The 13,737-nt window shown below is 61.4% G+C and carries 12 protein-coding genes; 4 read left to right on the plus strand and 8 right to left on the minus strand.

Features of this window, described 5'->3' with window-relative positions:
- Positions 1 to 4: 4 nt before the first annotated feature.
- Together BV071_RS05410 and aroB are read left to right on the plus strand one after the other, a co-directional pair.
- A complete protein-coding gene (locus BV071_RS05410) occupies positions 5 to 1,549 on the plus strand; it encodes an AMP-binding protein (protein ID WP_265594100.1) in 1,545 nt (514 codons plus the stop codon).
- 58 nt (positions 1,550 to 1,607) lie between these two features.
- The gene (gene aroB / locus BV071_RS05415; RefSeq protein WP_035603229.1) at positions 1,608 to 2,693 is read left to right on the plus strand and encodes a 3-dehydroquinate synthase; all 1,086 of its coding nucleotides are present in this window, start codon (positions 1,608 to 1,610) and stop codon (positions 2,691 to 2,693) included.
- A gap of 104 nt (positions 2,694 to 2,797) precedes the next feature.
- On the opposite strand, the gene BV071_RS05420 is transcribed toward aroB, so the two are convergent.
- From BV071_RS05420 to galE, 4 genes are all read right to left on the minus strand, one after another.
- Positions 2,798 to 3,739, minus strand: a complete 942-nt coding sequence (locus BV071_RS05420; protein ID WP_035603232.1) for a prepilin-type N-terminal cleavage/methylation domain-containing protein — start codon at positions 3,737 to 3,739, stop codon at positions 2,798 to 2,800.
- A gap of 21 nt (positions 3,740 to 3,760) precedes the next feature.
- Complete coding sequence (locus BV071_RS05425) at positions 3,761 to 4,480, minus strand: prepilin-type N-terminal cleavage/methylation domain-containing protein (RefSeq protein WP_035603235.1); 720 nt, start codon at positions 4,478 to 4,480, stop codon at positions 3,761 to 3,763.
- 8 nt (positions 4,481 to 4,488) lie between these two features.
- Positions 4,489 to 5,160, minus strand: coding sequence for a prepilin-type N-terminal cleavage/methylation domain-containing protein (locus BV071_RS05430; protein ID WP_035603236.1), 672 nt, complete (start codon positions 5,158 to 5,160; stop codon positions 4,489 to 4,491).
- Between the two features lie 90 nt (positions 5,161 to 5,250).
- Positions 5,251 to 6,252: a UDP-glucose 4-epimerase GalE gene (gene galE, locus BV071_RS05435; protein WP_035603238.1), complete on the minus strand. Its 1,002-nt coding sequence runs from the start codon at positions 6,250 to 6,252 to the stop codon at positions 5,251 to 5,253.
- Between the two features lie 260 nt (positions 6,253 to 6,512).
- Between galE and BV071_RS05440 the strand changes: the two genes are divergently transcribed.
- On the plus strand, positions 6,513 to 7,433 hold the full coding sequence (locus tag BV071_RS05440; RefSeq protein WP_035603240.1) for a hypothetical protein: 921 nt from the start codon (positions 6,513 to 6,515) through the stop codon (positions 7,431 to 7,433).
- A gap of 305 nt (positions 7,434 to 7,738) precedes the next feature.
- Positions 7,739 to 9,340: a pyridoxal-dependent decarboxylase gene (locus BV071_RS05445; RefSeq protein ID WP_035603242.1), complete on the plus strand. Its 1,602-nt coding sequence runs from the start codon at positions 7,739 to 7,741 to the stop codon at positions 9,338 to 9,340.
- A gap of 241 nt (positions 9,341 to 9,581) precedes the next feature.
- On the opposite strand, the gene BV071_RS05450 is transcribed toward BV071_RS05445, so the two are convergent.
- The 4 genes from BV071_RS05450 to BV071_RS05470 form a co-directional block, all read right to left on the minus strand.
- A complete protein-coding gene (locus BV071_RS05450; protein WP_265594101.1) occupies positions 9,582 to 10,316 on the minus strand; it encodes a hypothetical protein in 735 nt (244 codons plus the stop codon).
- 122 nt (positions 10,317 to 10,438) lie between these two features.
- A complete protein-coding gene (locus BV071_RS05455) occupies positions 10,439 to 12,034 on the minus strand; it encodes an AAA family ATPase (protein ID WP_035603245.1) in 1,596 nt (531 codons plus the stop codon).
- Between the two features lie 323 nt (positions 12,035 to 12,357).
- Complete coding sequence (locus BV071_RS05465) at positions 12,358 to 13,029, minus strand: rhomboid family intramembrane serine protease (RefSeq protein ID WP_035603249.1); 672 nt, start codon at positions 13,027 to 13,029, stop codon at positions 12,358 to 12,360.
- A gap of 131 nt (positions 13,030 to 13,160) precedes the next feature.
- Positions 13,161 to 13,730 (minus strand): NADH-quinone oxidoreductase subunit C, encoded by a 570-nt coding sequence (locus BV071_RS05470; RefSeq protein ID WP_035603251.1) that lies wholly within the window; start codon positions 13,728 to 13,730, stop codon positions 13,161 to 13,163.
- Positions 13,731 to 13,737: the final 7 nt, after the last annotated feature.

The following is a 13,737-nucleotide window of genomic DNA, read 5'->3' on the forward strand; positions in this document are numbered from 1 at the left end:
CCTCGTGGCACTCCTCCGCGAGCGGGCGGCACTCCATCCCGGGCGTCCCGCCTTGATCGATCGCCACAAGGGCTGCGACCGCAGCGTGGGCTTCGCGGAACTGCTCCAGCGGGTCGAGCGGGGTGCCGGCAGGCTAAAGGAATTGGGCCTCAAGCGCGGTAGCACGATCCTGGTCTTCCAACCGGTTTCAATTGAACTCTACGAGATCCTTCTGGCGGCCTTCCACGGTGGTTTGCGGGTGATGCTCGCGGATCCATCGGCCGGACGTGCCTTTCTCTCGCTCTGCTGCCAGCGCCTGCCGCCCGATGCTTTCTTCGGTCCATGGAAAGCCCACCTGCTCAAGCTCGCCGTGCCAGGACTGCGGCGGATCCCGCGTGCCATTTGCTCAACTGGATGGTTTCCCGCGGCCTCCGCATGGTCACCGGGCCACCCAGCGAGCATGGAAGAGGTTCCCGACGAAGAGCCCGCGCTGATTACTTTCACCAGCGGCAGCACCGGCGTGCCGAAGGCCGCGGTCCGCAGCCACGGCTTCCTGATGGCCCAGCACCGGGCTTTGGAGAAGGCACTCGATTTCTCGGAAGCTGAGGTCGACCTGATCACCCTGCCGGTCTTCGTGCTCGCCAACCTCGCTTCTGGTCTGACCAGCGTGTTGGCCGATACCGACCTGCGCTCGCCAGGCAAGGCAGATGCCGCGGCTATCCGCGCGCAATGCGAGCGCCATGGCGTGACCCGCTGCGCCGCCTCCCCTGCCTTCTTCGAGGCGCTGCTTGCCGGTCCCGATTCGTTGCCACAAGTAAGCAAAGTCTACACGGGCGGCGCACCGGTTTTTCCCGATCTGCTAGAACGACTCCAAGCGGCGCTGCCGGATGCGGAAGTCACCGCGGTCTTCGGCTCCACGGAAGCGGAGCCGATGAGCCACCTCGGCGCGCACGAATACAGTGCGGATCTCGTCGCGCAGACGGCCGCGGGCTTCGGTCTCTGCGCGGGGGTGCCAGTGCCGGAGGTTGAGCTGCGGATCATCCGCGATCACTGGGGCCAGTCCTTGGCCAAGCTCACGCCGGAAGAACTCGACAATATCACCGTGGCGCCCGGGGAGCCGGGTGAGGTCATCGTGACCGGTGATCACGTGCTCAGCGGCTATCTCGGCGGCGTGGGTGACAAGGAAACCAAGATCCACGTGGCGGGCAAGGTCTGGCACCGGACCGGCGATGCGGCGTGGCTGGATGAATCCGGCCGCTTGTGGCTGTTAGGTCGCTGTGCGGCGAAGCTTCCGGCCAGTTCACTCGCTCGCGCCGGACTTCCCGAAGGCGCGCTCGACTATCCCTTCGCGATCGAATCGGCATTGCGGGCCCGGCATCCCGGCACTCGTACCGCGGCCCTCGGCTTGAAGGGTCGGCGGGTGCTCGTCACGACGGTTGCGGACATGGAGGCCGAGGCCGCGGAGTTTGGGATCGACGAGGTCATCCGGGTGGAGGCCATCCCCCTGGACCGGCGGCACAATGCCAAGATCGACTATCCCGCCTTACTGAAACTGCTCGGGGAAGCCTGAGCCGCTAAGACGTCGATTCCGCATTGGCGAATCCGCGATCTCTCCGCATGCTCCGCGCATGCCGACGGTGCACGTGGATCTGGGAGCGCGTTCTTATGACGTGAAGGTGGAGCAAGGCCTGCTGGTGCGGGCTGGCGAGGCGATCCGCGAGGCTGGCCTGAAGGGCCGCGCAGCGGTGATCTCCGACGAAACCGTGGCCGGGCACCACGCGCAGGCATTGCTCACAGCTTTGGAGACTGCCGGTTACACTGCAGATCTCCATCTGGTCCCCAGTGGCGAGAGCTCGAAGTCGATGGCGCGGGTCGAGCAACTCTGCTCCTCGATGGCAGCGGCGGGACATGACCGGCGATCCTTCGTCATCGCCCTGGGCGGTGGCGTGGTGGGCGATCTGGCCGGCTTCGTGGCCTCTGTCTTCTACCGCGGTATCCCCTTCGTGCAGATTCCCACGACCATCGTCGCGCAGGTCGATTCCTCGGTCGGCGGCAAGACCGGGGTGAATCTGGCGGAGGGCAAGAATCTGCTAGGCGCCTTCCACCAGCCGGCGCTGGTGCTGGTGGACCCACTGGTGCTGGCAACCCTGCCGGACCGCGAATATCACGAGGGTTTCGCCGAGGTCATCAAGCATGCGGCGATCCGCGATGCCGCGATGCTGGCGGACATCAAGGCGCTGGATCCCGCGACCCGCGATGTGCCGGCGGATCTCATCGCCCGCAACATCGCCATCAAGGCCCGCATCGTGGAAGTGGACGAGCATGAGACCAAGGGCGTCCGTGCCCTGCTTAATCTTGGCCACACCATCGGGCACGGGATCGAGGCCTCGGTACCCTACGGTGAGATGCTGCACGGTGAGGCGATCTCGCTAGGCCTGCGCGCCGCCCTGCAGCTCTCTGAAAAGCACGCCGGCCTACCAGCCGACCAAAGCGGCACCATCCTCGGGCTCCTGCAGCATTTCCATCTCCCCCTGCAACTCGATCCCGCGATCACGACCGAGCGCGTGATGGAGAAGCTGGGCCGCGACAAGAAGTTCGAGGGCGGCAAAGTCCGCTTCGTCCTCCTGCGCGCTGCCGGTGATGCTTTCGTGAGCGCCGAGGTTACGCCCGACGATATGCGTGAGGCGATTGAGCTCCTGAGGACAAAGGCGTGAGGGAACAAGGAAGGGCACTCTCCCCGTCCTCCACGCCTCTTCCAGGCAAAGAAAAAGGCGGAGACTCTCGTCTCCGCCTTCTTTAAAATCTCAGATCGCGTCCCTTACATCCCCGGCATCTCCACCGTGCGGGAGAACTGGAAGGACTCTTGGGCGAGGATCTTCTCGCGAACCTTCTGGTCGAGGTTGCCGGCACCAAGGCGGATCACCGCGGCATCGGAGAGAACCGTGACACCGATTTCCACACCGGTGAGGCGGCCGGCCTTCAGCTCGTCGTCGCTGACCTGCGGCTTCAGGCTGCCGGACTTGGCGTCGGTCTTGATGCCGTCGCCACGCATCCGCAGTTCCTTGCCCGCCCCGGTCTCGCCGAGGGTCACGCGGACCGGCACCGTGGTGGTGGTGTTACCCGTCTGCTGGGTCACATCGACATGGAAGGTCAGCGTGAACTGGTAGATATTCTCACAGACGAAGTTCTCCGGCTTCTTGAGGTCCGTCTTGAAGCTCTGGAAGGCACTTTCAAGATCGTCATGGCCCAGCAGCTTGTCGAAGGTGTCCTTCGGGTCCACCAGCTTGCGGTAGAAGACGAAGGTGTTCGCATCGTGGTTATCGTTGTTGTCCTTGCCGCTGATCGGGTCCTGATACTCGAGGCCGTAGCCGACACAGGAAACGTCGCCGCCCAAATCCTTTTGGCCGCCGATGTCACCCAGGTAACGGTCGGTCGCGGCGGTGAAGAGGATCAGGCTTGCGGCATTCGAACTCTGGTTCGAGGTCGGACCAGGAAGATCGTCGCTGACCTTGGCATAGAGCCAGTCGAAGTTGTTGCCACGGCGTGAGACGAAGGACTCGAAGTCCTTGGCCATCGTGTCGAGCATCGACTTGGCTTGGCGCGAGGCGCGGATCTCAGCACGGCCACGCTGCCATGCGTCCATGGCGATGCCGGTGATGGAGACAAGCACCGTCACGATGACCGTAGTGATGGCCATGGCGACCATCAGCTCGATCAGGGTGAAGCCGCCTTTGCGCTTGGAAAATTGCGGGGTTTTCATGGAAGCGGGTTTTCGCCGGGATTAACGGCGCACTGCGAGATTACGGGTGAAGACGGGTTTTTCGAGATTCTTCGGATCGAACTTACCGCCCTGCTTCACGTAGTTCGGGTCGCTCGTCGGGATGATGTAGAATTCAGCGGCGAAGGCGATCACGGCCTCCACATAACCGTTGGAGCCCTGTCCGCCGGAGCTATCGCCAGTGTCGTTCGGATCCTGGTTGATACCGTCGTCCTCACGCTTCACGAGCTGGCCGTTCTTGAATTCGAGCTGCGTCAGCTTGGCGGTGAAGATCCGGCCTTCCAGCGCGTTCAGGTCCTTCTGGAAAAGAGGATCATCGCGCTTGCGGACCGCAGGCTGGACGATGAAGTCCTTACCGGCAACACCGCCACCCTGCTCGTAAGGCTCCATCGAACCGTCCGAGCGGATCTCATCAGGCTTGCCGCGATACTGGTAGAGGAAGATCGACTCCTTGCCGGCGGAGGCGCCTTCGATCCACTTGTAGGCCTTGTCGAAGCCGGTGCTGTAATCGGAGGTGGTGCCCGGACGGACCGTCACGAGCTCACGCTCAAGGGCGGCGGCAAGGCGATCGGCCTCCTGCACGCTGATGGCCTTGCGCAGGCCTTGGGTGGCAGGACCAAAGACCGCGAGGAACGCTGTGAGAAGAAGGGCCAAAACGCCAATGGCGATGACCGTCTCCATCAAGGTGAAGCCGCGGTGCTTGCGAATGGAAGTGAACTTCATGGGCGGAATCAGAAAGTGGTAACTTGCGCGGGAAGACCGATTTGTTCGGGGTCGCGGAACAAGGAAGTGCGGCCGTTCCGCCAGACGACGAAGCCACCGAAGTCACGCTTGCCTTCCGCGGCGGGCCGGGGCGCTTGACCCAGAGGGCGGACGCCGGAACCGATCACAAAACTCGTTCCCGGACTGGTGCAAATGCCCTCAGAGTTGAACTCATAGGCGATGTACTTCCCGTCGTAGATGTCCTTGCCGAAGGTATAGGACTTTTCCTCCATGTCGCCTTCGCCGGTCTCGTGGTTCTTCTTGCTGAACTCCTTGCTGAAGTAGGTCTTCTCGGGGAGATTCTGGCCACGGCTGGAAAGCACCCACTTCTCCTTCATCGGCTGACCTTGCTCATCGAGTTCCTCGTAGCAGAGGACCAGGCGGCGGAGGTAGGTTTCTTCATTCTGCGGATCGTTGACATCGACCAGCACGCGGGCACGGGTGCCCTTGCCGACGGCAATGGCGCGGGCCTCATCGAACAAGGCCTCGGAAGTCGCGACCGCGGAGCCAAGGCTGTTGCCGCTGCCAATGCTTTTCATCACGCCAGCGCCCAAGGTGAGCAGTAGCGAAATGATCAGAATTACCACAAGCAACTCGACCAGGCTGAAGCCTGTGAGGTGACTTTTTCGGGACGGAATCATGGTGGGTTTTGTTTTGTGAACTTATGGTGCGGTCTAGTGCCGGATGCAAGCGGTAATGTGTTTACATCGCAATTACCTGAATTTTCCTGATTACGATTCGTAGCGGCCCTTCCGCGGGCCGGACATCCAGGCCCAGGCGGAGCTCACCATGTCGCGAACGTCCGTGTGCTTGGCGGACCAGCCCAGCGTTTGTTTGGCAAAAGACGGATCGGCAAGGAGTTGCGGTGGGTCACCGGCGCGCCGCGGGCTGTATTTCACGGGGACCGTACGGCCCGTGACTTCCTCCACGGCGGTGATGATTTCCTTTACGGAGACCCCTACCCCGGTGCCGAGATTGCAGGCCACAGAGCTGCCGCCGGCCGCCAAGTGGGTGATCGCCGCGGCGTGCGCAGAGGCGAGATCGTCCACATGGATGTAGTCGCGGATGCAGGTGCCGTCCGGCGTCGGGTAGTCGGTGCCGAAGACATCGAGGTGGGAAATCTCTCCGGTCACGGCCATCAGGACCCGCGGGATGAGGTGGGTCTCCGGATCGTGGTCCTCGCCGATCTTGCCGTCTGCGGAGGAACCGCTGGCGTTGAAATAGCGCAGGGAGGCGGTCTTCAGGCCCCAAGCGGCGTCGCAGTCCCGTAGGATCCACTCCAGCATCAGCTTGCTGCGGCCGTAGGGATTGATCGGGTCCTGTGGGTTGGTTTCGACGATCGGGATGCTCGCCGGCACGCCGTAAGTCGCGCAGGTCGAGGAGAATACGAAATTCTTGCAGCCCTTCTCCTGCATCACTTCGAGCAGGGCCAGCGGGGCGGCGGTGTTGTTCCGGTAGTACTTCAGCGGATTCGTGACCGACTCGCCGACGTAGGCGTAGGCGGCGAAGTGGATCACCGCAGCAAAGCCGTGGCGGTCGAAAAGCCCGGCAATCAGCTCCTTGTCGCCGATATCGCCCACCACGAGTTCCACGCCCTCGTCGACGATGGCATCCCGGTGACCGAAGACCAAATTATCGAGAACCACCACCTTGTAACCTTGGGCGGCGAGAAAACGGACGGTGTGGGAGCCGATGTAGCCGGCTCCGCCTGTGACCAAAACGGGGGTACTCATGAAATCGGATGAAAGAAAGGCAGCGTGTGCAGGGAGGAAATGGGTTTGGCGGGGCTGTGTCAACGGCGGGAGTGGCGCAGGGCACGGGCCGGAGGCGGATTTGGCGGCAAAGGCACCCGTGGCTCGATTTCCCGCGGTGCCCTCCCCTTCTAAAGCCGCCGGAGGGGTTCCGTGTCACCATTCCGCATCCAGCCGCAAATGAGCCGCTGGACTTCGTTCGAATCGGTTGAATAATTGTCTCCAGCAATCGTCACAAAACCATGATCCGGACATCCCGTTGGATTCAAGCCGCAGCGCTCGCGCTGGTCACCCTCAGTGCCACTTCCTGTTTCTATGACCCCTATGCCGGAGGCGGCGGCGGCGGATATTATGGAGGCGGCGGTGGTGGCGGCTACTACGGCGGGGGCAGCAGCGTGAATTTCGTCTACACCAGCAGCGACCGCTGGCTCTATGACCCGGTCGTCTATTGCTACTACGACCGCTACCGCGGCTGCTACTACGATCCCTACCTCTACGGCTACTACCCTGCCGGCTACTGCCCGCGTCCGCTCTACGGCGCCCATCACCCGTATGGCTGGGGTGGCCATGGCTACATCGGCGCGCCCACGGGCTTCCGCGACCGCGCTCTGCCGAACTACCAGAACCGCGTCCAGCAGTTGAAGGCCCAGAACTACAACTGGGCAAACAAGGTCCGCGAGCAGAACGACCGCGCCGCCGACAACCTCCGTAACCAGCGCGCTCGCGCTGCGGAGAAATACAAGGACGCGCAGTACTACCAGAAGCAGCGCAACCAGAACATGCAGTCCAACCAGGCGCAGAAGATGGAGAACATGCGCGAGCAGCAGCAGCAGTTCAACAACAAGGCCCGCGGCCGCACTCCTTACAACCAGCCGCAATACCAGCAGCAGCAACAACAGCAGCCGCGCCAGTATCCGCAGCAGTACAAGAAAAAGAGCAACAATCCCTATGAGCAGCCGGTGACAACCGGTGGTGGCGGCAATTCCCGCCAGGCCCGCATCGCGCAGCAACAAGCCCAAGCGCAGCAGTATGGCCGGGGTCATGGCCAGCAAGCTCAGCCCGCACCGCAGCACCAAGGTGGCGGTAACGGTGGCGGCGGCAACAACGCCGCAGCCAAGTGGAAGGAAAAGATGAAGGAGAAGAACGGCAACGGCGGCAACTGAGGATCCCGCTGCAGCACGATTTCAAGAGCCCGTCCACGAGAGTGGACGGGCTTTTTCATTTGGACCACGCCCGGTAGGGCGCGCTGGCCTCAGCGCGCCGCGGGCGATGTGGGGATCACCTTCATGCATTGCACCCGCTTGAGATCCACGGGGATCGCACGCGGCGGCCTGGGCCAGGCCGCCCTACCGGGCACGCCAGGGAGTTCCGGCACCTCAAGCTGTGGGTAAGGAGCAGATCCTGCCGGCGTACACCACAAGATCCGTCTCGCAATCAGGGCCGCTAGGCCGTTGAATGATTACCCTCCATGGACCGCGCTCTCCACGAACAGATCCTGCAGACCTTCTTCCACTGCGACCCGCAGGCGATTACCGGGATCTTCCGTGAATTCCTGAACGCCTTGATCGCGGAGGACACACTGCCGCCGGTCGCGCAGATGGAGCAGAACTACGAGACCGCGCGGGCGAATCCGGAGATCCACGTGCTGCCCGGCAATCTCAAGGACGCGCGCGATGCGGTCTTCCCCTTCTTCTGGGGCACCGACAGTTGGTCCTCGCCGCTGCACCTGGAGAACGTGAAGGGCCCGGCGAACTACGCGTCGCTCATCGGCGCACTGGCCTGCCTGCTCAAGAACCCGAACCTGTGCACGGACACCTACAGCCAGCGCTCGAACGAACTGGAGGTGAAGTCCGTGACTGCGCTCGCGAATCTACTGTTCTATCACACCAAGGACCCGTGGGGCGTGTTCACCATGGGCGGGACGATTTCTAACATGTACGGCGGCCGGATCGGGATCGAGAAGGTCCTGCCCGGCGCGATGCAGAAGGGCCTGGGCAGCGCGAAGCTCGCGGGCATCGTCTCCGCCGCCGCGCACTACAGCAACCGCAGCGTCGCCGGTTGGCTGGGGCTTGGCACGGAGCAGCTGCATGCGATCCCGACCGATGGCAAGATGGCGATGCGGCTCGACCTGTTAGGCGAGAAGCTGGAGGAACTCTACAGCGCCGGGACCAAGGTCGCCTTCGTCACCGCCACCTTCGGCACTACCGATGCTTGCGGGGTCGATGACATCGTGGGCATCCGCGGGGTGATCGAGTCGGTCGCCGCCAAGCATGGCCAGCCGGTGCCGCAGTTGCATGTCGATGCCGCGGTCGGCTGGGCGCTCAGTTTCCTCAGCGAGTATGACCGCGCGGCCAATCCGCTGGGCTTTTGCCCGGAACTCCTGCCGCTGGTACACCGCGCCCAGCAGCACGCCCTCGGCCTCCGCCAGGCGGACAGCATCACAATCGACTTCCACAAGATGGGCTGGGGCCACTACCCCGGCAGCGCCTTCCTGGTGAACAACCGCAGCGACCTCCGCTACCTCGCCCGCGACGTCAGCGAGACACCCTACTTCTCCGAAGCCGACGGCCGCCGCGACCCCGCCCTCTTCACCCTCGAGTGCTCGCGGCCCGCCCTCGGCCCCTACTCCGTCATGGCCTCGCTCAATGGCATCGGCATGACCGGCTGGCAGATGCTCATCGCCCGCTCCCTCGAACTCGCCCAACGCCTCAAGGACCGCCTCGAACAACTCGACCACTGCAAGGTCCTCAACCTCGAGACCACCGGCCCCGGCGTCGTCTGGTGGGTCCTCCCCAAGGGCCGCAACGCCAAGGACATCTTCGCCCGCCTCGAAGCCGGCGAACTCCCGCCCGCGAAGTTCGCCGGCTACGCCGCCGAGATCCGCCGCCTCTTCGACAAGCGCCAGCAATCCCTCGACCCCGCCCGCGACGCCCGCCTCAGCTTCACCACCAGCATCGGCTACCGCCCCCACGGCATCGACATCCCCGCCTGGAAGGCCGTCCTCTTCAACCCGCGGACGGATGAGGCGATTATTGATCGTCTTGCTGCGGGGATTGAGGAGTTGGTTTGAGGTTGGGGCAACGGCACTTCAGCTACCGCAAACCTTCCAGGGTCGCGCCCTCATCCGTCGCACTAAGATTCAAGGAGTAAAGAAGTGGCGACATTCAGCAATTTCAGATTGGTGATGCTAAAATGCTAGAACTGATTTCGTCCGACAACAGCCCAAAGAATCGAAGTCGTGCAGGCGCTCGAGCCTTTTACACCACTGCCTTTTCGATATTGCCCTTTGATAGGTAGTTTGGCATCGCGTGCTAGGTTGGAATGAACCCGCCATCACAAAACCAGTCACTCGCGACAGCGGCTCGATACATCGCCGCAACCCAAGAATTCCGGTGGTCAGCCTCAATACTCACGAGTTCTTCCTTCAAATGATCTCGGACGACGGATTTCCCGCCAAGTTTGAATAGGCCGGTCAGACGGCCACGAATCTCCGCAAGCCGACTTCCAGCATTAGAAGCAAACAACGTCGGGAGATTGAGCTCCTTGAGGTGGGATGCCGTCCGTGCCTGATCGTCGCCTGACCAATGGCTTGGCGGAGCGGCAAAGAATCGAAAAGCGACTGGCGAACCTACGATGACCTCAGCCACTAGCCAAATCTCGCCGTCAAAGTCGTCGAAGTACGGATGCAGCAGCTGTCCAGCTTTGTTCGCGGGAAAGTACTCGGATTTCTCACCTTGGCACCACTTGCAGGCGGCAACCAGATTGTCGGGCGCAACTGCATAAACGGGGTAATGAGTTTTCGGCAAATAGTGATCAAGCGTATTGACAGTTCCAATGCCACACATCGGACACCGGCTGTGTGCTGGAGTGGTCATGATCCGATCATAGATCGGGCGTCCCTTGGACTTTTTGGGAACCATTCTAAGGGTATAAACTCCTACCATCTCCTCACCAGAAACCATTCCAACCGGATCATAGCCGACCAACTGGTAGAGATCTGCCCCGCGAGCTTTGGCAAAGTAGTCTTTAGCATCGGACTCGACCATCGGCCTAGTTGCCCTCAGGCGATTTTTAAGGTCCTTGTCTCTCACCATCGAGACGCACGTCTCGAAGACCTCACCCGGGTCATAGGCCTGCAAAGTTTCATCAGTGGGTCTAGGCAACGATCTCATGACTCGATCCTCCCGGCATAGAATAGCCCCCGCAGAACCGCTCTTCCTTCAGAGCCAAGCTGGCCTTCCAGCCGCCCAATGGCGACCTCGTAGGTCGATGCCGCCTTCCTCACTTCCCCGAGTAACTGGTGATATCCCGACTGAGAAAGTTCTAACTGAAACACTTCTCGACTTAGAATCCCCACACTTTCGGCAAAAGTTTCGATCGCTGGTCGCTCGGCTTTCGCCGCTGTCAAAATCCGATTAAGGATCCAAACGCACGACTTGGGTACCTCTTGGAGAATGACGGGGGAATGCGTGGCCACGATCGCAACTCCGTTTCGCGCCACCATGAGGGCGGAAACAGCTCGTGTCATTGCGGACAACAACGGAGGATGGAGATGCGCTTCGGGCTCATCAATCAGAACCAGCGTTTTTTCTTCTACTTTCTCCACCAAGCGAGTCAACGTCAGGAGGACAATCTTATGACCCGAACTAAGGGCCTTGAACGTCTTCAGAACTGAATCACAATCTTCCTTATCCGAAAGATTCTTTTCGATAAGCAAAGTCAGTTGAGCTGCTTGGAAGACTGGGTCGGATTGAAGGATTTCGATGACTCTCACCCACCTACGCTTTCGAGCGCCGATTCGGCACTCGCTCAAGCTGTCCACGAACTCCCGTGCAAGGACCGCGGGAGACTTTGGCTTTATGGGAGCCGTAGGCGAATCGCTCGACCAACCACGTAGCCCAATATAAGAATATCCTAGACCATTCGGACCAAGGCGTTTCTCAGGAAGAAGGTCGCCTTCATCAAAGGCGCTAAATGACACCGCTACTACGTTTGCGAAGGCCCCACCCCGACCCCAAGTTTCATTGAATTCAAACTTCCCGGATTGTGCCGCCGACGCATCGGTGGCGACCAACGCCTTTGCCATCAATGCGAGCAATCGAGTCTTGCCCACTCCATTCCTCCCAATAAGGACGTGCACATTGGTAGGAATCGGCGATTCAGGATCAACACTGAAGTCCAAGATAAATGGAGGAGCGCCGTCACCCAGCCGCTTTGGGGGCGAATACACGAAATTAAATCGCGTTAACCCCGCGTCTCCGTGTGCCATCCGGCGGAATTGGCCTTCCACTGTGGTCCGCGTGATCGATCGGAGAAGGGATTCACCCATCACATATTCTTCCTTCGCCCACGCCCACCTCTCCGCATCCCATGCAACGTCGCGAAGACAACGAAGAACCCATTCGCGGACCTCATCGCCAAGTGAATTGAGATTTGAATAGTACTCGTCGTCCTGCCCTACGGAGAAAAAGTAATCTCCCAGCCAATCAAAGTTTGATCGAATGTTGGGCTTTCGAAATCCGACGGGAAGATTGGACGCCGCAGCATGCGGCTTGAGCCCCCACTCCCCGATCTTCACGTGCCCTATGCCATGATGCTTACCCTCTGGATCAACTATTGTCAGGTAAAACTGGGTGCAATACTTACCCCAGTCGTCCCATCTATCTCGGTTCAGGAATCCTAGCCATCCCTTCACATTCGAGGGAACCCTGTCGCTTTGCGCAATTACTCGGAATGGGCTGGGTGAAGGCTCAGACAGATTCATGCTTCTCTCGTTAGAGTTAGGTCATACTAGCCAAAGATCGGATGTCGAGGTTCTCGACAGACAGCTTGACGGAAATTAGTCGATCACTCGATCGCGCCAGAAGCTGATTTACCTCCTCCAAGGCGAGTGCCTGCTCGTGGAAGGGTAAAACGATCTCGCTGAACTTGGCTCGCAACACCCTGCCCGGAATAACCATCGGCAGACCTTGGAGGTCACCCCGGTTCAAGATCCATCGTGAAGCATAGAACTCGTTGGACTCAACCGCTCAACGAAAAGCCTCGCCATGTCCGCAGCCCCAAGCAGCCTCATAATAGGATGAGACCTCACGCCGACTCCCGCTTGGCCCGCTCCTTGAGCAGATCCTCGCGGGTCAGCATCGGGCCGAGTTTCTTGCGCGCCAGCCACCAGCCGATGATGCCGCCGCCGAGGTGGCAGCCGTTGCCGACGATGGCGAGGCCGGAGTCCGGCAGGCACCAAGCCGTTACCAGCAAGCCGGCTTCTGCCAGCATCAGACCGATCCCCAGGTTCCGGGCAGAGACGGGGATGGGCCACATGCGTTCGCTGGGCGAGACGGTGACCAGCCAGAGGACGACGGCGAAGATGCCGCCGGAGGCACCGACGAGGAGTTTCTCGGGGTTGGGGGTGACGGCGAGTTGGACCAAGCCACCCGCCAGGACGCCAGCGAGGAAGACCTTGAGCAGGACCGCGGCATCCGCGATGCGTTCGAGGCGGGCACCCGCCACCAGAAGCGCTAGGGCATTCAGCGCGAGGTGCCACCACATCATCGGCCAAGGGCCGTGGATGAAGGCGTGAGTGAGGAGTTCCCAGATGCGGCCGGCCCGGATGCCGTCGCGGGAGAGGCCGAAGGTCTCGTAGATCCAGTCGGGCTGGCCGAGCAGGGAGAGGATGATCTGGACGACGCAGAGGGAGGCGGCGAGGCCCATGGTCAGCTTGGCGGCGCGGATATCCGCACCGAGCCGGCGCCATCGTTCCATCCGCTTTCCGCTACCGCTCACAGGGCCATCCTTTCGCATGCGGGCACAAAGGTCCAATGGGAAGGACCTTGGTGCGCTCGGGGTTGCTGTTCCGGATTCTGCGGCGGCCAGGAGGAGTTCCGTCGCCTGCCTTACTTGACCACGCGGGCGCGCGGCTCGCGCGTCACCACATCACCCGTGCCGGGGCTGGTGACGAAGGGACCGCCTTCCAGCGGGGCGACGCCGGTGAAGGCGACGTCCGGCATTTCGCTCGGGCGGCCGGCCAGCGGGAAATCCTTGCGCAAGGGGTAGAAGGGATAGCCCTCCCACATGAGGATGCGGCGGAGGTCGGGGTGGCCGCTGAAGCGGATCCCCATCATATCGTAAACTTCGCGCTCATGCCAATCGGCACCCACCCACAGGTCGGTGCAGGTCGGGACTTCCTCGTCCTCGGAGACCTTGGACTTCACGCGCAGGTGCTTGGAGTCATCGACGGTGACCAGCTCATAGACCATCTCGAAGCGCGGGTCCTCGCCGAAGTGGTCGAGGCTCGAGATATCGATGATCATCGCGTAGCCGAGCTCGTTCTTGGCGGTAGCCAGAAGCTCATGGAGCACGGAGAGCTTCACCGAGATGGTGTGCTCGCCGCGGAACTCCTTGGTTCCGACGACATCCGCGCCGAACTTGGCGGAGAGAGTGGCAATATCCTGGGCAGCCGACATGGGAGAA

The organism is Haloferula sp. BvORR071 (assembly GCF_000739615.1).
In the GTDB taxonomy this organism is placed as follows: domain Bacteria; phylum Verrucomicrobiota; class Verrucomicrobiia; order Verrucomicrobiales; family Akkermansiaceae; genus Haloferula.

Excerpts from the sequence above, each read along its gene's own strand:
- aroB (WP_035603229.1), top strand. The coding sequence starts at position 1,608 with ATGCCGACGGTGCACGTGGATCTGGGAGCGCGTTCTTATGACGTGAAG.
- BV071_RS05420 (WP_035603232.1), bottom strand. The coding sequence starts at position 3,739 with ATGAAAACCCCGCAATTTTCCAAGCGCAAAGGCGGCTTCACCCTGATC.
- BV071_RS05425 (WP_035603235.1), bottom strand. The coding sequence starts at position 4,480 with ATGAAGTTCACTTCCATTCGCAAGCACCGCGGCTTCACCTTGATGGAG.
- BV071_RS05430 (WP_035603236.1), bottom strand. The coding sequence starts at position 5,160 with ATGATTCCGTCCCGAAAAAGTCACCTCACAGGCTTCAGCCTGGTCGAG.
- galE (WP_035603238.1), bottom strand. The coding sequence starts at position 6,252 with ATGAGTACCCCCGTTTTGGTCACAGGCGGAGCCGGCTACATCGGCTCC.
- BV071_RS05440 (WP_035603240.1), top strand. The coding sequence starts at position 6,513 with ATGATCCGGACATCCCGTTGGATTCAAGCCGCAGCGCTCGCGCTGGTC.
- BV071_RS05445 (WP_035603242.1), top strand. The coding sequence starts at position 7,739 with ATGGACCGCGCTCTCCACGAACAGATCCTGCAGACCTTCTTCCACTGC.
- BV071_RS05450 (WP_265594101.1), bottom strand. The coding sequence starts at position 10,316 with ATGGTCGAGTCCGATGCTAAAGACTACTTTGCCAAAGCTCGCGGGGCA.
- BV071_RS05455 (WP_035603245.1), bottom strand. The coding sequence starts at position 12,034 with ATGAATCTGTCTGAGCCTTCACCCAGCCCATTCCGAGTAATTGCGCAA.
- BV071_RS05465 (WP_035603249.1), bottom strand. The coding sequence starts at position 13,029 with ATGGAACGATGGCGCCGGCTCGGTGCGGATATCCGCGCCGCCAAGCTG.
- BV071_RS05470 (WP_035603251.1), bottom strand. The coding sequence starts at position 13,730 with ATGTCGGCTGCCCAGGATATTGCCACTCTCTCCGCCAAGTTCGGCGCG.